The following is a 16,732-nucleotide window of genomic DNA, read 5'->3' on the forward strand; positions in this document are numbered from 1 at the left end:
CATGGAATTTGTTCTGATTGGCGCGGGCATGGGCTGTGAAGCCCTGCTGACCGCGCAGGCGCGGGAGGAAATTGCGCGCGCGGATATCGTGCTTACGACGCCGCGTCTGGCGGACGGACTGTCCGGCATCCGCGATATCGAAGCCGTGCCGCTCACACAGCTGACAGAGCGTGCGTGCGCCTGTGAAGGCAGGATTGCCATCCTGCTCAGCGGCGACACCGGATTTTTCAGCGCGGCAAAGTCACTGGCGGCAAAGCTGCGCGCGCATGGGCGCGTCCGCATCCTGCCCGGCATGAGCAGCTTGCAGGTGTTTTGCGCGAAGCTGGGCACCTCGTATGACGACGCCGTATTGCTCAGTATGCACGGCAGAGAAGGCGGACTGCTCGGCGCAGTCAGCTGCCACCGCAAGGTGTTTGCGCTGACCGGCGGGAAATTCCGCGCGGACGCGCTGTGTGCGGTGCTTGCAGATGCAGGGCTGAACCATGTGCGCGTGCATGTCGGGGAAAACCTCGGTGCAGTGGATGAGCGCATGGTTTCCGGCTCGCCGGAGGAGCTTTCCCGGCTGAATTTTGCCGATCTCAGCGTGATGCTGGTCGAAAACGACTGCCCGGCGGAGATATCGCGCCCGCTGCGCGACAGCGATTTTGTGCGCGGCGAGGTGCCGATGACCAAACAGGAGGTACGCTGGCTGGCGTGCGACCTGCTGGCAGTCCACCCGGCGGATACCGTCTATGACATCGGCGCGGGTACCGGCTCAGTGTCGATGGAGCTGGCGCGGCGCGCCAATCGCGGACAGGTCTTTGCGGTAGAGTGCAAGCAGGACGCGTTGGAGCTCATCGCGCGCAATCGCGTGCAGACGGGCAATTACCATGTGACGGCGGTTGCGGCAAAGGCGCCCGAGGGGTTGGACATCCTGCCCGCACCGGATTGTGCCTTTATCGGCGGCAGCCGGGGCAATCTGCCGGACATCGTGCGCGCACTGCTGGAGAAAAACCCCAGCGTGCGCATGGTCATCTCTGCCATTGCGTTGGAAACCGTCCATGCGGCGATGCAGGCGCTTTCAGATGCCGGCATACAGCCGGAAATTTCCTGCGTGCAGGTATCGCGCGCGCGTGCGGTCGGCAGCTATCACATGATGACGGCGCAGAATCCTGTTTACCTGATCGGAGGTAACCTGTGAGGGCGGCGCCGCGGCTGGTGATCGGTGGCACGGGCAGCGGCTGCGGCAAGACAACGGTTACCTGTGCGATTTTACAGGCGTTTGTTGACCGCGGGATGGACACGGCGGCATTTAAGTGCGGGCCGGATTATATCGACCCGATGTTCCACAGCCGCATCATCGGTGCGCGTTCACGCAATCTGGACACGTTTTTGTGCGGGCGGGATACCGTCCCGCGCCTGCTGGCGAAACATGCGGGCGACATTTCCGTCATTGAGGGCGTGATGGGCTATTATGACGGGCTGGGCGGCACCTCGAGCGAAAATTCCACCGCCGATCTCGCACGGCTCACCCAGTCCCCGACGGTACTGGTCGTGTCCGCGCGCGGCATGTCGCTGTCACTTGCAGCGCTGCTGCGCGGTTATCTGAATTTTGAAGAAAATACCATTCGCGGCGTGATTCTCAACGGTATTTCTCCGTCGATGACGGATTACTATGCGAATATTGTCGAGCAGCACACCGGTCTGACCGTTTACGGCGCACTGCCGCGCGATGAGAGCTGTGCGGTGGAGAGCCGCCATCTCGGACTGGTCACGGCGGGTGAGATCACGGACTTGAAGCAGAAAATGCAGGTGCTCGCGGGTCACGCCCGCGCGGGTATCGATCTGGACGGGGTGCTGGCGCTGGCGCGCACCGCGCCTGCGCTGGACGATACTCAGCCGGAGTACCCGCATTGCGGGGACGGCTTGCGCATCGCCATGGCACGTGATGAGGCGTTCTGCTTCGATTATGCGGACAGTCTGGATGTACTCACGCAGATGGGTGCGCAGCTTGTGCCGTTTTCACCGCTGCACGATGCGCACCTGCCGGAGCATATCGATGGTTTGCTGCTGTGCGGCGGGTATCCCGAGCTGTATGCGCAGCAGCTGGGCGAAAACCGCACGCTGCTGGACGAGCTGCGCATGGCAGTACAGCGCGGCGTACCGACCGTTGCGGAATGCGGCGGCTTTCTGCTGCTGCATGATACACTGGACGGCGTGCCGATGGCAGGCATCTGCGGCGGCGCGGCGCACATGACGAAAAAATTACAGCAATTCGGCTATGTTACGCTGACAGCAAAGCACGATTCCCTGCTGTGTGCGGCGGGAGAACGCCTGCATGCGCATGAATTTCACTATGCGCAGAGCGAGCGGCAGGGGAATAGCTTCCGCGCGCAGAAGCCGCTGCGGGCGCGCAGCTGGGACTGCGTGGAAGCGACACAAACAGTACATGCGGGATATCCGCATTTCCATTTTGCGGGCAGTGTGCGCGCGGCGCAGAACTTCCTGTCCGCATGCCGGACATATCACGAGGAGGCAGAAGCATGACGCTGGAACAGACGTTAAAACAGATCGCACCGCTGGACAGCGAGGCGATGGCGCGGGCAAAATACCGCTGGGATTCCCTCTCCAAGCCGCTGCACGGCCTGGGCGATTTGGAGGATCTTTTGATTCAGATTGCGGGCATCCGCGGCACGGCGCGTATGGATTTGCGCCGCAAATGTGTCGTCGTGATGTGTTCGGACAACGGCGTTGTCGAAGAGGGCATCTCACAGACCGGGCAGGAGGTCACGGCGATCATCACTGAGAGCCTGTCTGCCGGTACATCAACCGTATGCCATATGGCGCGTGCGGCGGGGGCAGACGTGATTCCGGTGGATATCGGCGTGTCGCGCGAGGTCAAAGGTGATCGCATTCTGCGCCGGAAAATCGCTTATGGTACGAAAAATCTGTACAAAGAACCGGCGATGACGCGCGAACAGGCGGTACGGGCGATTGAGGTCGGCATCGAAACCGCGTACTGGTGCAAACAGCAGGGCTATGACATTGTTGCGACCGGTGAAATGGGCATTGGCAATACGACGACGACAGCGGCAGTTGTCGCGGCGCTGCTGCACGCCCCGGCAGAGCTGGTCACCGGACGCGGCTCAGGGCTGACAACCGCCGGTCTCGAAAAGAAAATCCGCGTCGTCACGGAGGCGCTGGAAAAATGGCAGCCGGATCAGCACGACCCGGTAGATATCCTGAGCAAGGTCGGCGGCTTTGATCTCTGCGGCCTGACCGGTATGTTCCTCGGCGGCGCAGCGTGCGGGTTACCGATGCTCATCGACGGCGTGATTTCGGGCGCGGCGGCACTGTGCGCTGTGCGCATGTGCGAGACCGTGCGCGAATACCTCATTCCGTCGCACCACACGGCGGAGCCTGCGGGCGTACTGATTGAGCAGGCGCTCGACGTACATCCGCTGATCGACGCACATATGGCACTGGGCGAGGGAACGGGTGCAGTGTGCCTGTTCGGGCCGCTGGACATGGCGGCGTCACTGTACTACAATGGCAATACGTTCGATGACAGCAATATCGAAGCGTATGTGCCGCTGGTGTAAGAGATGCTGGTGCTGGTGACGGGCGGCGCGGCGAGCGGAAAGTCCGCGCGTGCGGAGGATATTGTGTGCCGCCTTGCGAACGGAAGGCCAATGCTGTATGTCGCGGCAATGGAGCCATCTGGTGAGGAGGCACAGAGGCGCATTGCGCGCCATCGCGCTCTGCGCGCGGGCAAGGGCTTTGACACGCTCGAGCATGCGAAGCGGTTTGACCGGCTGCGCGTCCCGGCGGGGTATGAAGCCGCACTGTTTGAATGCATGAGCAACGCGCTGGCGAACGAGCTGTTTTCGCCGGACGGCGCGGGGGAGAACTGGAAGAACAGCATCCTGTCCGGCGTGGACGCGCTGGCAGAGGCCTGTCCCCATGTGGTTCTCGTGACCAATGAAGTTTTTTCCGACGGGCGCACGTATGACGCGGGCACAATGGCATATCTGCGCGCGCTTGGACAGCTCAATCTGCTGCTCGCGCAGCGGGCGGATGTGGTGGTCGAGAGCGTGTGCGGCATTCCGGTGATGAGGAAAGGGAGCGCAGATTTTGAGTGATATTTGGAGCGGACTGCTGGTGGCATTCGGGCTGTATTCGGCGCTGCCGCTGCCGCAGGTAGAATGGAAAAAGAATACCATGCGCTTTGCGCTCATTTTTCTGCCGCTGATCGGCGTATTGGTCGGGCTGTGCCAGCTCGGCTGGCTGTGGCTGGCACAGGCATGGAGGCTGAACGCAATGCTGTATGCGGCGGGGGCGGTGCTGGTGCCGGTTATCCTGACGGGCGGCATCCATCTGGACGGCTTTACTGATACGTGCGATGCACTGTGCTCGTATGGCGACCGAGAAAAACGATTGGCTATTTTGAAAGACCCACATGTTGGCGCATTCGGTGTGCTGTGGCTGCTGGTACTGCTGCTGGTGCAGTTCGGCCTGTTCGCACAGCTGTATGACGCGCCGCGCTGTGCCGCTCTGCTCGGCGCGGGCTATGCCATGGCACGTGCATGCGGCGGACACATGATCGTCGCGCAGCCTTGTGCGAAGGACTCCGGTTTGGCGCGGCTGTTTTCCGATCATGCGGATAAAAAAATCGTGGCGCGCGTCATGTGTGTCTGGATGTTTGCATGCGCGGCGGTGCTTGCAGTCACCGGGAACCGGTTCGGTGTGCTGGCAGTCGGCGCGGTGCTGGTATTCTTTGCGTACCATATCCGCAAATGCAAAAAAATTTTTGGCGGCATCACGGGAGATCTGTGCGGCATGTGCATCACCGTATGCGAGACCATCACGCTGGCCGCAGCCGTTATCGGCGGGCTGTGCCTGCGGTGACGTACATAACAGGAGAAACAAATCATGACAATTTTAATTGTCGGCGGGATGGCACAGGGCAAAAGCGCATTTGCGCGCACGCTGTCGCCGGAGGCCGGCGTTGTGGACAATTTACAGGATATTGTGCGGCAGGCGCTGGACACAGGCGCCCCGCTGCCGCAGGCGGCGGAGTTTCTGGGAAAGACTGTCGTCTGTACGGAACTGGGCTGTGGTATTGTGCCGCTGGACGCGGGCGAGCGCGAATGGCGAGAGCAAACCGGGCGGCTGTGCTGTGACATCGCGGCGCAGGCGGACCGTGTGTATCGCCTGACCTGTGGCATCGCACAGTGCATCAAGGGGGAACCATGAGCATTGTTGGAGCAGTCCTGCTGGGCTTTCTGATTGACTGTGTGCTCGGCGACCCGGAACGACTGTGGCATCCGATCTGCGGCATTGGCTCGATGATTTCCTTCTGGAAAAAGCACCTGCGCGCATGGTTTCCGGATACGCCGCGCGGACAGTTCTGGGCGGGCGTGCTTCTGTGGCCGCTCGTGGTTGTGCCGTCGTGGTTCATTCCATTTGCGCTGCTGTATATCGCGGGATTGATTCATCCCGTCGCGCGGTTTGCGCTGGAAACGGTGTTCTGCTGGCAGATTTTTGCGGCGAAGTCGCTCAAGGTCGCTGCGCTGCGCGTGTATCATGCGCTGAAGGCACAGGATCTGTCGGGCGCGCGCAAATATGTCTCGTGGATTGTCGGGAGAGACACCGCGGAGCTGACAGCAGAGCAGGTGACCAAGGCGGCGGTGGAGACCGTCGCGGAAAACGCGAGTGACGGCGTGATCGCGCCGCTGTGCTTTTTGCTGCTGGGCGGTGCACCACTTGGCTTTGCCTATAAGGCAGTCAACACGCTCGACTCGATGGTGGGCTATAAAAACGACGAATTTTTGTATTTCGGACGGTTTTCCGCCAAAATGGATGATGTGTGGAACTTTATTCCGGCGCGGCTCAGCGGTCTGCTGTTTGTGCTGGGCGCGAAGCCTGCGGGATTGGATGCGCACGGCGCATGGTGCTGCTTCCGGCGCGACCGGCTGCGGCATGCCAGCCCGAATTCGGCGCAGACGGAGTCCGCCTGTGCGGGTGCGCTTGGCGTACAGCTGGCGGGCAATGCGTATTATTTCGGCAAGCTGTATGAAAAGCCGACGCTGGGCGATGCACGGCGGCCGATTGAGCCGGAAGACATTGTGCGCACCAACCGGCTGATGATGTGGGCATCTGTATTGGCAGTAATTCTGCTGTGCGCTTTGCGCGCGGCACTTGTGACGATTTTTTGAAAGGCAGGAGCGATGAGATGACGGAAAACCGACATGGCGGCGATATTTACGCTGAGGATTTGATGGGAGAGCCGCTGGACTTTTCCGCCAGCATCAACCCGCTCGGCATGCCGGAGGGCATTCTGTGCGCGGCACAGGAGGCGCTTGCGCGCAGTGGGCATTACCCAGACCCGCTGTGCCGTCGGCTGCGCGCGGCGATTGCCGCGCGGGAGGGCGTGACAGTGGAGCAGGTGTTCTGCGGCGGCGGCGCAGCGGATGTGCTGTTCCGGCTGCTGCTCGCCCTGAAACCGAAAAAGATTCTGCTGCCCGCGCCGACCTTTGGGGAATATGCACAGGCGGCAGCGCTGGCAGGCAGTGAACTTGTCCGCGTTCCGCTGCGCGAGCAGGATAATTTTGACCTGAGAGAGGACTTCTGGGACGCACTCATACCGGACATCGATGCGGTGATTGTGTGCAATCCAAACAATCCTACCGGACGGGTCATTCCCAAATGGCTGGTGAAGAAAGGGATGGAACGCTGTGCGGCCGTCGGCGCGACGCTGATTGTCGACGAGTGTTTCCATGATTTTCCTGACGAGCCGGAAAAGATTGTCATGACCGACTGTGTGCCGGAACACCGCAATTTGGTGCTGCTGCGGTCGTTTACCAAAATGTATGCCATGCCGGGGATACGGGTCGGCTACTGTCTGTCATCCGATACCGGCCTGCTTGATCGCATGTACGATGCGGGCGCACCGTGGTCGGTATCCGTCGTCGCACAGGAATGCGGCATTCGGGCGGCACAGGATACGGAATACTCTGTGCGCACGCGGGAATATATCGCGAAACAGCGCGCACAGCTGGAAGACGGCCTGCGCGGGCTGGGCTTTTCGGTGATCCCCGGCGCGGCAAATTTTGTGTTGTTCCGCAACGATATCATCGAGAATCTTGCAGCACGCCTGCGCGCACGCGGCATTCTGATCCGTTCGTGCGCGAATTTTGAGGGACTGGATGCGCGCTGGTTCCGCGTAGCGGTGCGCACAGAGGCGGAAAATTTTGTGCTGCTGCATGCGCTGCGGGAGCTGAAGGATTCTGTATCAGAGAAAAAGGAGGGGGCAGACCAATGGCAAAGGTAATCATGGTGCAGGGCACGACGTCCAACGCGGGCAAGAGCCTGACAGTCGCGGCATTGTGCCGCATTTTCAAACAGGACGGCCTGCGTGCTGCGCCGTTTAAATCACAAAATATGGCGCTCAATTCGTTTATTACGGCGGACGGCGCGGAGATGGGGCGCGCACAGGTCATGCAGGCGGAGGCCGCCGGGATTGCGCCGGATGTGCGCATGAACCCAATCCTTCTCAAGCCGACGAGCGATTGCGGCTCGCAGGTGATTGTAAACGGCAAAGCGCGCGGTACGATGCCCGCGAAGGAATATTATGCGTATAAAAAGCAGCTGGTACCGGATATCATGGAGGCATACAATAGCCTTGCCGCCGAGTATGATGTTATTGTCATCGAAGGGGCGGGCAGCCCGGCAGAAATCAACCTGCGGGAAAATGATATTGTCAACATGGGTATGGCAGAGATGGCGGACGCACCGGTGTTGTTGGTCGGCGATATTGACCGCGGCGGCGTGTTCGCGTCGCTGTACGGCACGGTGGAGTTGCTCGAACCACAGGAGCGCGCCCGCATCAAGGGCCTGATTGTCAATAAATTTCGCGGCGATGTGGATATTTTAAGGCCGGGGCTGGAGCTCATGGAGCAGCGCCTGCACATTCCGTTTGTCGGTGTTGTACCGTATCTGTATCTTGATCTGGATGACGAGGACAGCCTGTCCGAGCGGCTGCATGCTGACCGGCAGGCAGCACTCATCGATATCGCGGTCATCCGCGTGCCGCGCATTTCCAATTTTACTGATTTTGCTCCGCTCGAGCGCATGCCGGGCGTGTCGGTGCGCTATGTCTCGCGCGCACAGGAACTGAAAAATCCCGATCTGATTGTGCTCCCGGGCAGCAAAAATACGATGGATGACCTCAAATGGATGCGGCAGAACGGCATTGAGGCGGAGATCAGGAAGCATGCCGCGGCGGGCAATCCTGTGTTCGGCGTATGCGGAGGATATCAGATGATGGGCCTGACACTGGCCGACCCGGACGGCGTCGAGGCAGGCGGCACGATGGATGGTATGGGACTGCTGCCGACACATACGGTATTCTGTGCGGACAAGGCGACGACGCAGGTGCACGGTACATTTGAAGCTGTGGACGGTGTGCTGTCCGGCCTGTCCGGTACGGCGTTCGACGGCTATGAAATCCACATGGGTGAGACGACGTATGAACCGGGTGCCAGACCGCTGACGCATCTCACGCGCGGCGAAACGCCGGTCGCAGACGGCGCGCAGAACGGTGTCTGCTGCGGCACATATGTGCACGGCATCTTCGACCGCGAGGCGGTCAGCGAAGCACTGGTTTCCGCACTGCTCGCGCGCCGGGGATTGTCAGATGCGGATATACGCGGTTTTGATACCGAGGCATACAAGCAGCAGCAGTATGACGCGCTCGCGGATGCGGTGCGCGGTGCGCTGGATATGCAGGCGGTTTACCGTATTTTGAATGGAGAATGAGATGGAACAGGGTTTACTTCATATTTACTGCGGCGACGGCAAGGGCAAGACGACCTGTGCCTTCGGCCTGGCGCTGCGCTGCGCGGGCTGCGGGTATGCGGTGCGCATTGCGCAGTTTTTGAAGAGCGGTGAGACCGGCGAGGTGTGCGCAATACAGAACATTCCAAATGTGGAGCTGCTGCGCGCCAAGCAGGGCACAAAATTCACATTTCAGATGAATGCGGAGGAGCGCGCACAGGCTGCGCGCGACCACACGGCGCTGCTCGATCAGGCATTTGCACAGACGGAGCACCTGCGGCTGCTGGTGCTGGATGAGATCATGGCGGCATGCAGCACGGGTATGGTGAACGAGGAGCATCTGATCGACCTGCTGCTTCACCGGCCGCAGGGACTGGAGGTCGTGATGACCGGACGAAACCCGTCTGACCGCCTGCTGGAGCTGGCGGGTTATGTAACAGAGATGCGCAAAATCAAGCATCCGTATGAACAGGGCATCGCGGCGCGCCGCGGGATAGAAAGGTGACAGATATGAGCAAGATGGAATATGTAAAACCGGCAGATATTGAAAAGCGCAGCTTTGCCATTATCACGGAGGAGCTGGGGGGACCGCACGTTTCCGCCGGACATTGCACCGGTGGTCAAGCGCGTGATCCACACCTCCGCCGATTTTTGAATATGCGGACAATCTGGTGTTTTCCGAGGGTGCCGTTGCGCGCGCACGCAAGGCAATTGAGGCCGGCGCGCACATCGTCACCGACACCAATATGGTCAAAGCGGGCATCAACAAAAAGATTCTGGCACAGTTCGGCGGTGAGGTGCACTGCTTTGTCGCGGACGAGGACGTCGCGGCAGAGGCAAAGGCACGCGGCGTGACGCGCTCCACCGTGTCAATGGAACGCGCCGCCGGGCTGGATGTACCGCTGATTTTTGCGATTGGAAATGCGCCGACCGCGCTGGTTGAAATCCGCCGCCTGGTCGATGCGGGGACACTGTCGCCGGAACTGGTGATTGGTGTGCCGGTCGGTTTTGTCAATGTGGTTGAATCGAAAGAGCTGATTCAGGAATCCGGTGTGCCGTATATCGTGGCGCGCGGGCGCAAGGGCGGCAGCAATGTCGCAGCAGCGATTGTCAACGCGCTGCTGTACCAGCTGGTGCGCCGCGAAGGATTTTAAACACATTACAGACCTACCAGCAGGAAAACGCCCGCGAGGATGAGCAGATCGCGGTCGATATTGCCATCGTCGTCTTTTAACAGGAACAGCAGAATGAGCAGGACGAGCAGGGTGTTGTCATCCAGCAGCCTGCCGAGCCCACCCTCTCCGCCGCCAAGCAGATGACTCAGAGAAGACAGCAGCCCGCCCCCGCTGCTGTCTTTTTGTTTGCAGTCGCTGCGGTCATCCCGGCGGGGCGCACAGTCGCAGTCGCGGTGCGGCTCCTGCTTTTGCGGCTCATGCGGGCAGGTGTTTTGCAGGTAACGGTTGTACACAGGTCAGACCTCCCTCTGGTACAGCTGTGGCAGAAGCTGTCCTGCGGCGGCCTGTGTCATGCGCGCGGCGGACAGAATGTGTTCGGCGCGGTCGATCTGTGCGCAGGTCTGCGCCGAGAGAAATGGCCGGAGTGCGTCGAGCAGCTGAGTGCGCTCCGGACAGACCGGGCGGCGGCTGCTCTGGGCGATGGCGGAAATTGCGGGCAGTGCCCGAAGCATGAAGTCAGCAGTCGGATCATCCCCGCCTGCGGCGGGAAGCTCTGCCTGTGCCGGCGGCTCCGATTGCTCCGGCTGCTCCGGCACAGGCGGCGTATCACCCGATGCGCCTGTGCTGCCCATCAGCTGGGATGCAATGCCCGCCAGCTTTTGCATGGTTTCCGGGTCATTCAGCAGGGAGGCGAGCATATCGGAGGATTCCATGGCTCACCGCCCCATCAGTTTCGCAATCTGTGCGGCAAGCCGTGCACCTTCCGGTGTGCGCAGCAGCTCCTGTACGGACTGCTTTGCGCCTTCCAGATTGCCCGCCTGTGCCATGCGGGCGGCGTTTTCCAGCGAGCTGCTGTGACCCTCCAGAATCTTTTGGGCGGCCCGCCGTCCCTCCGGTGTGTTCAGCGCGTCGCGCATACGTCCGGCAGCCTGTGCCGCGTCGGGATTTCCGGTTTCGCGCGAGATGCGACGCATCAGTTCTTCCATATCGCGTTGTTGCATGAGAATAGCCTCCTGTATCTGCGTGTGCTGCGGCCACTGCCGCAGCCGTGTTCATTGCAGTATACGCCATAGCTGCGTCAATTGTTCTTTGACTTTCAGAAAAAAATAGTGTATATTCATTGATAGCATATCTGAGAATGGTTCATATCGTAAAAATGCCATATGGACGGTTCTCAGATATACTGCGTACATGACAGGGGTGTGGAAGGAGGTATTATGATGAAACTGATCGTTTTTTCCGATTCCCACCGCCGGAATAGTTCGGACATGCTTGTTATTATCGACGAGGAAAAGCCGGACGCAGTATTGCATCTGGGCGACGTGGTCGACGATGCAGACGATATTCGTTCGGTATATCCGGATCTGAAGGTGTATAACGTCCGGGGCAATAACGATTATGGCTGGCGCGCACAGGACGTGCAGGATAATCTGATTGTCTGCGCGGGACAGGTGAAGCTGTTCCTGACGCACGGGCATCTGTACGGTGTGCGCCGCAATACAAAGGCGTTGGCAGCTGCTGCGCGCAGACATGACTGCCAGATGGCGCTGTATGGACATACACATGAAGCGGAAATTGATCGGGATGGGGGCATTCTGATCGCCAATCCGGGCAGCATCAGCCTGCCATATGTTGCTGCACCGCCGTCTTATCTGCGGCTGGTGATCGAGGAAACGGACATTCAGCCGGAGATCATCTATCTGGATCAGAAACGCTGAATGCCGCAGAACAACACAGGAGAAGGGATCGAGAGATATGTTACTGGCGATTGACGTTGGCAACACCAACACAGTTTTTGGTATTTATCGCGGGGAGGAGCTGATTGGCAGCTTCCGTCTGTCCACAACGGCGGAACGCACGTCGGATGAGATCGGCATGAAAATTCATCTGTATTACAGCTTTCTCAAGCTGGATACAAGGGACACCGATGCGGTTATCATTGCGTCGGTTGTGCCGCCGGTCATGTATACGCTGATTAACGCAATTCGCAAATATATCGGCGTGAAGCCGCTGATTGTCGGAAAGGACATCGACACGGGACTGGTCAACTGCTATGACAATCCGAAGGAGGTCGGCATTGACCGCCTGGTCAACGCGGTGTCCGCCGTGAAAAAATATGGAAGCCCGCTGATTATCATCGACATCGGCACGGCGACAACGTTTGATGTCATCGACGAGGACGGTGCCTATCGCGGCGGCGCGATTTATCCGGGCATCAAGGTTTCCATGGAGGCGCTGTTTCAGAAGGCGTCCAAGCTGCCGCGTGTCGATATCGTGCGTCCGGACAAGGCCATTGGCACGAATACCGTCATGAGCATGCAGTCGGGTGCTGTGCGCGGCTATGCGGGCGCAATTCAGGGCATTGTCGGCGAGATGCAGGAGGAAATGGGCTGCAAATGCAACGTTGTTGCAACCGGCGGCATGGGTCGTATGATGGCGCAGTACTGCGATATCATCACGCATGTCGATGCAAACCTGACACTCGAGGGTCTGCTGATGATTTATCAGGCCAATAAAGAAAAATTTGACGCAGTGGAGCCGCTCGGCACACTCTGCGTTTCCGCAGACGAGGAAATAGAAACACGGCTGTGAGGACAGAAAAACAGGGGCAGATGCATTGCATCCGCCCCTGTTTCTGTGTGCGCCTATTGCCTGAAATCGAACAGCTTGTCGGGGGAAATGTCCAGAACGGCGCAGATAGAAAAGATGACGTCGAGTGAAACGGCGCACTCAGCGGTTTCAATCCGGCTCATATGGGTGCGGCTGATGCCGACCCGCTCTGCCAGCCTGATCTGTGACATACCGCACTGTTTGCGATAATATGCAATGTTCAGACCGAGCTGCTGATACTTTTGCTGATGCTGTTTGTCCAAATTCACCACTCCCAGCATAGTTTACGCGATAATTGGAGCACGTACGACAACGCGGTAAATTATTTCTGAAACGTGTCAGGTTACATGCTGTGCGTTTTGCTGCGCTGCGGGGTGCGGGTACAGGGATTTTGTCCGGATTTTGACCCGGTCAGAAACAAAAGCTGCAATCCTATGGGAAAATCTGCATGTATCGATTTTGGCTATAGATATAGGTGTGAAAAAAACGCCGGATTCACAGCAATGTGAATGACGGCGTTTTTTTCGATGGTCAGGTGGTTTCGCTGCCGGTTTTGCAGATTTCACGCAGACAGCATTTGTCACACATCGGCTTGCGCGCGGTGCAAACAGCGCGCCCATGCAGCACGAGACGGTGACAGAAGTCGTTGGACGCGGCGGGCGGAACAATGGGACGCAGCGCGCGTTCCAGTCTGCCCGGTTCCTTGATGCCGTCCACCAGCCCGATGCGGTTGGACAGGCGGATGCAATGGGTATCTGCAACGATTGCGGGCTTTCCGTACAGATCGCCGAGGATGAGGTTGGCAGTCTTGCGTCCGACGCCGGGAATTTTGAGCAGTTCCTCCATGGTGCCGGGCACTTTGCCGTCGTGGTGCTCAAGCAGATACTGGGCAGCTGCGTGCAGGTCGCGTGCTTTGGTTTTGCCGAGGCCGCACGGGCGGATGATGGCTTCAATTTCGTCCGGAGTTGCGGCGGCGAAGGATTCCAGCGAAGGGAAGCGGGTGTACAGCTCCTTTGTTACAATGTTGACGCGCGCATCCGTGCACTGGGCGGACAGGCGCGTGGCGAACAGCAGTTCATAATCTTTTTTGTATTGCAGGGCGCAGATTGCGTCCGGATATTCCTGTTCGAGCAGGCGGACGGCAGCTTCGGCGCGTTCGGTTGGCGTCAGCATAAATGGTCTCCTTTATCAGATCGAATTTGGTCAGTGGGTCAAATATAGCCCGGAACATATGTATTGTATCACAAATTCTGCACAAAAAATCGACAACTTTACGAAAATTTTACTGCATTAAAGGGAAAAACTGCTCAAAGGGGAAATGTGCCTTGCAAAAAGAAGAATTTCCTGTTTTAATAGAAGAAGAAAAACTGATTCAAGCCCGATTTTTATGGAGGAGTATTCAGCATGTCCGAAGCCAAGAGAATTGAAGAAAATATTGCGTTTGTCACCAGCATGGATCCTGAGCTGGGTGCAGCAATCCGCAAGGAATATGACCGTCAGTGCCGCAACATCGAGCTGATTGCGTCGGAAAACATCGTTTCCCCGACCGTCATGGCAGCGATGGGTACCGTTCTTACCAACAAGTATGCCGAAGGCTATCCGGGAAAGCGCTACTATGGCGGCTGTGAGTGCGTTGATATTGCCGAGAATCTGGCAATCGAGCGCGTTTGCAAGCTGTTTGGCGCAAAGTTTGCCAATGTACAGCCGCATTCCGGCGCACAGGCAAACATGGCCGTTTATCAGGCACTGTGCAAGCCGGGCGACACCGTTCTGGGCATGTCGCTGGACAACGGCGGCCATCTGACCCATGGTTCTCCGGTCAACCAGTCCGGCCTGCTGTACAACATCGTAGCATATGGCGTTGATGACAACGGCTACATCGATTACGATGCCCTGCGCGCACAGGCAAAGGAAGTCAAGCCGAAGATGATTATTGCAGGCGCTTCCGCATATCCGCGTGAAATTCGTTTCGATATCTTTGCGGACATCGCAAAGGAAGTCGGCGCATATCTGTTTGTCGATATGGCACACATTGCTGGTCTGGTTGCAGCAGGTCTGCACATGAATCCGCTGGAATATGCCGACGTTGTCACCACGACGACTCATAAGACCCTGCGCGGCCCGCGCGGCGGCTGCATCCTGACCAACAACGAGGATCTGGCGAAGAAGTTCAACAAGGCAATCTTCCCGGGTACTCAGGGCGGCCCGCTCATGCATGTCATCGCTGCCAAGGCTGTCTGCTTCGGCGAGGCACTCAAGCCGGAGTTCAAGGAATATCAGACCCAGGTTGCCAAGAATGCAAAGGCACTCGCAGAAGGCCTGATGAAGCGCGGCATCAACCTCGTTTCCGGCGGCACGGATAACCATCTGATGCTGGTTGACCTGCGCGGTACCGATGTCACCGGTAAGGAACTCCAGAACCGTCTGGATGAGGTCTATATCACCGCAAATAAGAACACCGTTCCGAATGAACCGCTCAGCCCGTTCGTCACCTCCGGCGTCCGTCTGGGCACCCCGGCTGTCACAACCCGCGGTTTCAAGGAAGCGGAGATGGACAAGATTGCACAGTTTATCACTTGGGCAATCACTGATTTTGACGCAAAGGCAGACGAAATCCGTGCCGGTGTCGGCGAGATCTGCAAGCAGTTCCCGCTGTACTGATTTGTTTGGAAGACAATATGAAATTTCAGCCTCTGGCCGACCGTATCCGCCCAACCACACTGGCGGATGTGGTTGGCCAGCCGCATATTCTGGGAGAATCCGGCCTGCTGCGCCGGATCATCGAGAGCGGCAGCATTCCGAATATGATTTTTTACGGGCCGTCGGGTGTGGGTAAGACGACGGTCGCATCGATCATTGCCGGACAGACGGAGCGAAAGCTGTACCGGCTCAATGCCACCACGGCGTCCATTTCCGATATCCGGCAGATTTTTGACGAGCTGGGCACGATGCTTGCGCCCAACGGCGCGCTCATCTATCTGGACGAAATCCAGTATTTTAATAAAAAACAGCAGCAGTCACTGCTGGAATTTATCGAGGATGGACGGATTACCCTGATCGCCTCTACGACAGAAAACCCGTATTTCTATGTGTACAGTGCAATTCTCAGCCGGTGCACGGTGTTTGAATTCCGTCCGGTCGGGGCGGAGGAGGTTGAGCCCGCAGTGCGCCGGGCGTTTTCACTGGCAGACCCTTCCCTGTCTGTCTCAGATGAAGTGTGTGCACACATTGCTTCCTCCTGTGGCGGCGATGTGCGCAAGGCGATGAATGCCGTTGAGCTGCTGGCACAGGCGGCACGCGGCGGTACGGTTACGCTGGCGGATGCCGAACAGGCGGCACAGCGCTCCGCGATGCGCTATGACCGCGACGGCGACCAGCATTATGACATTCTGTCCGGCCTGCAAAAATCTATCCGCGGCTCTGATCCGGATGCAGCGGTGCACTATCTGGCCCGGCTGCTCGAGGCGGGCGATCTGATTTCCGCCTGCCGCCGCCTGCTGGTCATTGCAGCGGAGGATGTCGGACTGGCATATCCACAGGCGATTTCCATCGTTAAGGCGTGCGTGGATACGGCAACACAGCTCGGTTTGCCGGAGGCGCGCATTCCGCTCGCAGATGCGGCAATTTTACTTGCGACTGCGCCTAAGTCAAACAGCGGCATCCGCGCGATTGACGCGGCCATGCAGGATGTCCGTGATGGCAAGGCGGGCGAGGTGCCCGACTATCTTAAGGACAGCCATTATTCCGGTGCGGGCAGGCTTGGACATGGGCTGGCCTATCGATTCCCACACGACTATCCGAACCACTGGGTCGAGCAGCAGTACCTGCCGGACACGCTGCGCGGCGCACACTATTATGACTACGGCGAGAACAAGACGGAACAGCGTGCGAAAGCATACTGGGATGCCGTCAAAGGACGGATATAAGCGTCACCGACAATGGACTAGATCAAAGCATCTGGCTGTGCAATGCAGCCAGGTGTTTTTGATTTTTTTGGAAATATATGAACGCGGACAGCCGAATTGCTGAAACGGGGTTGCAATTTGGGAACTATAGTGTTAAAATTTACAACAGAACGCAAAATAAACGGCGTTTTTTGGGCAAAATGCGCAGATACTGCGTGGTTTTGG

At 58.4% G+C, this 16,732-nt stretch carries 19 protein-coding genes and 1 pseudogene; 15 read left to right on the top strand and 5 right to left on the bottom strand.

Annotation, left to right across the window (positions count from 1 at the left end):
• Position 1: 1 nt before the first annotated feature.
• The 11 genes and pseudogenes from cbiE to ACLM7Z_RS06950 all read left to right on the top strand — a co-directional run bounded on the left by cbiE (position 2) and on the right by ACLM7Z_RS06950 (position 9,971).
• Positions 2-1,180 carry a precorrin-6y C5,15-methyltransferase (decarboxylating) subunit CbiE gene (cbiE, locus tag ACLM7Z_RS06900; RefSeq protein ID WP_087020803.1) on the top strand — a complete coding sequence of 393 codons (1,179 nt, stop codon included), beginning with the start codon at positions 2-4 and terminating at the stop codon, positions 1,178-1,180.
• Entirely contained in the window at positions 1,177-2,526 is a 1,350-nt protein-coding gene (locus tag ACLM7Z_RS06905; RefSeq protein WP_087020800.1) for a cobyrinate a,c-diamide synthase, read from the top strand. The genes cbiE and ACLM7Z_RS06905 overlap by 4 nt, the downstream gene beginning before the upstream one ends.
• Entirely contained in the window at positions 2,523-3,581 is a 1,059-nt protein-coding gene (gene cobT, locus ACLM7Z_RS06910; RefSeq protein WP_273349897.1) for a nicotinate-nucleotide--dimethylbenzimidazole phosphoribosyltransferase, read from the top strand. Before ACLM7Z_RS06905 ends, cobT begins: the two co-directional genes overlap by 4 nt.
• 3 nt (positions 3,582-3,584) lie before the next feature.
• The gene (locus tag ACLM7Z_RS06915) at positions 3,585-4,121 is read left to right on the top strand and encodes a bifunctional adenosylcobinamide kinase/adenosylcobinamide-phosphate guanylyltransferase (protein WP_087020794.1); all 537 of its coding nucleotides are present in this window, start codon (positions 3,585-3,587) and stop codon (positions 4,119-4,121) included.
• Positions 4,114-4,887 carry an adenosylcobinamide-GDP ribazoletransferase gene (gene cobS / locus ACLM7Z_RS06920; RefSeq protein WP_165761134.1) on the top strand — a complete coding sequence of 258 codons (774 nt, stop codon included), beginning with the start codon at positions 4,114-4,116 and terminating at the stop codon, positions 4,885-4,887. The genes ACLM7Z_RS06915 and cobS overlap by 8 nt, the downstream gene beginning before the upstream one ends.
• 24 nt (positions 4,888-4,911) lie before the next feature.
• The gene (locus ACLM7Z_RS06925; protein WP_087020788.1) at positions 4,912-5,235 is read left to right on the top strand and encodes a bifunctional adenosylcobinamide kinase/adenosylcobinamide-phosphate guanylyltransferase; all 324 of its coding nucleotides are present in this window, start codon (positions 4,912-4,914) and stop codon (positions 5,233-5,235) included.
• On the top strand, positions 5,232-6,197 hold the full coding sequence (gene cbiB / locus ACLM7Z_RS06930; protein ID WP_087020785.1) for an adenosylcobinamide-phosphate synthase CbiB: 966 nt from the start codon (positions 5,232-5,234) through the stop codon (positions 6,195-6,197). Before ACLM7Z_RS06925 ends, cbiB begins: the two co-directional genes overlap by 4 nt.
• 17 nt (positions 6,198-6,214) lie before the next feature.
• Positions 6,215-7,312: a threonine-phosphate decarboxylase CobD gene (gene cobD / locus ACLM7Z_RS06935; protein ID WP_087020782.1), complete on the top strand. Its 1,098-nt coding sequence runs from the start codon at positions 6,215-6,217 to the stop codon at positions 7,310-7,312.
• Positions 7,300-8,799: a cobyric acid synthase gene (locus tag ACLM7Z_RS06940; protein WP_087020779.1), complete on the top strand. Its 1,500-nt coding sequence runs from the start codon at positions 7,300-7,302 to the stop codon at positions 8,797-8,799. The genes cobD and ACLM7Z_RS06940 overlap by 13 nt, the downstream gene beginning before the upstream one ends.
• Position 8,800: 1 nt before the next feature.
• Positions 8,801-9,322 carry a cob(I)yrinic acid a,c-diamide adenosyltransferase gene (locus tag ACLM7Z_RS06945; RefSeq protein WP_087020776.1) on the top strand — a complete coding sequence of 174 codons (522 nt, stop codon included), beginning with the start codon at positions 8,801-8,803 and terminating at the stop codon, positions 9,320-9,322.
• A 14-nt stretch (positions 9,323-9,336) separates the two neighbouring features.
• Positions 9,337-9,971 (top strand): annotated as a pseudogene (locus tag ACLM7Z_RS06950) (precorrin-8X methylmutase).
• Between the two features lie 5 nt (positions 9,972-9,976).
• Here ACLM7Z_RS06950 and ACLM7Z_RS06955 read toward each other — a convergent pair.
• The 3 genes from ACLM7Z_RS06955 to ACLM7Z_RS06965 are packed head-to-tail and all read right to left on the bottom strand — an operon-like array spanning position 9,977 to position 10,993.
• Positions 9,977-10,285: a hypothetical protein gene (locus ACLM7Z_RS06955; protein WP_273349886.1), complete on the bottom strand. Its 309-nt coding sequence runs from the start codon at positions 10,283-10,285 to the stop codon at positions 9,977-9,979.
• Between the two features lie 3 nt (positions 10,286-10,288).
• Complete coding sequence (locus tag ACLM7Z_RS06960) at positions 10,289-10,705, bottom strand: hypothetical protein (protein ID WP_087020770.1); 417 nt, start codon at positions 10,703-10,705, stop codon at positions 10,289-10,291.
• A 3-nt stretch (positions 10,706-10,708) separates the two neighbouring features.
• Positions 10,709-10,993 carry a hypothetical protein gene (locus ACLM7Z_RS06965; protein WP_087020767.1) on the bottom strand — a complete coding sequence of 95 codons (285 nt, stop codon included), beginning with the start codon at positions 10,991-10,993 and terminating at the stop codon, positions 10,709-10,711.
• A gap of 216 nt (positions 10,994-11,209) precedes the next feature.
• Between ACLM7Z_RS06965 and ACLM7Z_RS06970 the strand changes: the two genes are divergently transcribed.
• Positions 11,210-11,710, top strand: a complete 501-nt coding sequence (locus ACLM7Z_RS06970) for a metallophosphoesterase family protein (RefSeq protein WP_435645739.1) — start codon at positions 11,210-11,212, stop codon at positions 11,708-11,710.
• 37 nt (positions 11,711-11,747) lie between these two features.
• Positions 11,748-12,584, top strand: a complete 837-nt coding sequence (locus ACLM7Z_RS06975) for a type III pantothenate kinase (protein WP_435645740.1) — start codon at positions 11,748-11,750, stop codon at positions 12,582-12,584.
• A 53-nt stretch (positions 12,585-12,637) separates the two neighbouring features.
• On the opposite strand, the gene ACLM7Z_RS06980 is transcribed toward ACLM7Z_RS06975, so the two are convergent.
• Both ACLM7Z_RS06980 and ACLM7Z_RS06985 read right to left on the bottom strand, forming a co-directional pair.
• The gene (locus ACLM7Z_RS06980; RefSeq protein WP_087020758.1) at positions 12,638-12,865 is read right to left on the bottom strand and encodes a helix-turn-helix domain-containing protein; all 228 of its coding nucleotides are present in this window, start codon (positions 12,863-12,865) and stop codon (positions 12,638-12,640) included.
• 268 nt (positions 12,866-13,133) lie between these two features.
• A complete protein-coding gene (locus tag ACLM7Z_RS06985) occupies positions 13,134-13,775 on the bottom strand; it encodes an endonuclease III domain-containing protein (RefSeq protein WP_087020755.1) in 642 nt (213 codons plus the stop codon).
• Positions 13,776-14,006: 231 nt separating this feature from the next.
• On the opposite strand from ACLM7Z_RS06985, the gene glyA reads away from it, so the two are divergent.
• Entirely contained in the window at positions 14,007-15,263 is a 1,257-nt protein-coding gene (glyA, locus tag ACLM7Z_RS06990) for a serine hydroxymethyltransferase (RefSeq protein WP_273349879.1), read from the top strand.
• A gap of 17 nt (positions 15,264-15,280) precedes the next feature.
• Complete coding sequence (locus ACLM7Z_RS06995; protein WP_273349876.1) at positions 15,281-16,528, top strand: replication-associated recombination protein A; 1,248 nt, start codon at positions 15,281-15,283, stop codon at positions 16,526-16,528.
• Positions 16,529-16,732: the final 204 nt, after the last annotated feature.

It is taken from the genome of Butyricicoccus porcorum (genome assembly GCF_051246315.1).
GTDB classification, from domain to species: domain Bacteria; phylum Bacillota; class Clostridia; order Oscillospirales; family Butyricicoccaceae; genus Butyricicoccus_A; species Butyricicoccus_A porcorum.

Excerpts from the sequence above, each read along its gene's own strand:
- cbiE (WP_087020803.1), top strand. The coding sequence starts at position 2 with ATGGAATTTGTTCTGATTGGCGCGGGCATGGGCTGTGAAGCCCTGCTG.
- cobT (WP_273349897.1), top strand. The coding sequence starts at position 2,523 with ATGACGCTGGAACAGACGTTAAAACAGATCGCACCGCTGGACAGCGAG.
- ACLM7Z_RS06915 (WP_087020794.1), top strand. The coding sequence starts at position 3,585 with ATGCTGGTGCTGGTGACGGGCGGCGCGGCGAGCGGAAAGTCCGCGCGT.
- ACLM7Z_RS06925 (WP_087020788.1), top strand. The coding sequence starts at position 4,912 with ATGACAATTTTAATTGTCGGCGGGATGGCACAGGGCAAAAGCGCATTT.
- cbiB (WP_087020785.1), top strand. The coding sequence starts at position 5,232 with ATGAGCATTGTTGGAGCAGTCCTGCTGGGCTTTCTGATTGACTGTGTG.
- cobD (WP_087020782.1), top strand. The coding sequence starts at position 6,215 with ATGACGGAAAACCGACATGGCGGCGATATTTACGCTGAGGATTTGATG.
- ACLM7Z_RS06940 (WP_087020779.1), top strand. The coding sequence starts at position 7,300 with ATGGCAAAGGTAATCATGGTGCAGGGCACGACGTCCAACGCGGGCAAG.
- ACLM7Z_RS06945 (WP_087020776.1), top strand. The coding sequence starts at position 8,801 with ATGGAACAGGGTTTACTTCATATTTACTGCGGCGACGGCAAGGGCAAG.
- ACLM7Z_RS06960 (WP_087020770.1), bottom strand. The coding sequence starts at position 10,705 with ATGGAATCCTCCGATATGCTCGCCTCCCTGCTGAATGACCCGGAAACC.
- ACLM7Z_RS06965 (WP_087020767.1), bottom strand. The coding sequence starts at position 10,993 with ATGCAACAACGCGATATGGAAGAACTGATGCGTCGCATCTCGCGCGAA.
- ACLM7Z_RS06970 (WP_435645739.1), top strand. The coding sequence starts at position 11,210 with ATGATGAAACTGATCGTTTTTTCCGATTCCCACCGCCGGAATAGTTCG.
- ACLM7Z_RS06975 (WP_435645740.1), top strand. The coding sequence starts at position 11,748 with ATGTTACTGGCGATTGACGTTGGCAACACCAACACAGTTTTTGGTATT.
- ACLM7Z_RS06985 (WP_087020755.1), bottom strand. The coding sequence starts at position 13,775 with ATGCTGACGCCAACCGAACGCGCCGAAGCTGCCGTCCGCCTGCTCGAA.
- glyA (WP_273349879.1), top strand. The coding sequence starts at position 14,007 with ATGTCCGAAGCCAAGAGAATTGAAGAAAATATTGCGTTTGTCACCAGC.
- ACLM7Z_RS06995 (WP_273349876.1), top strand. The coding sequence starts at position 15,281 with ATGAAATTTCAGCCTCTGGCCGACCGTATCCGCCCAACCACACTGGCG.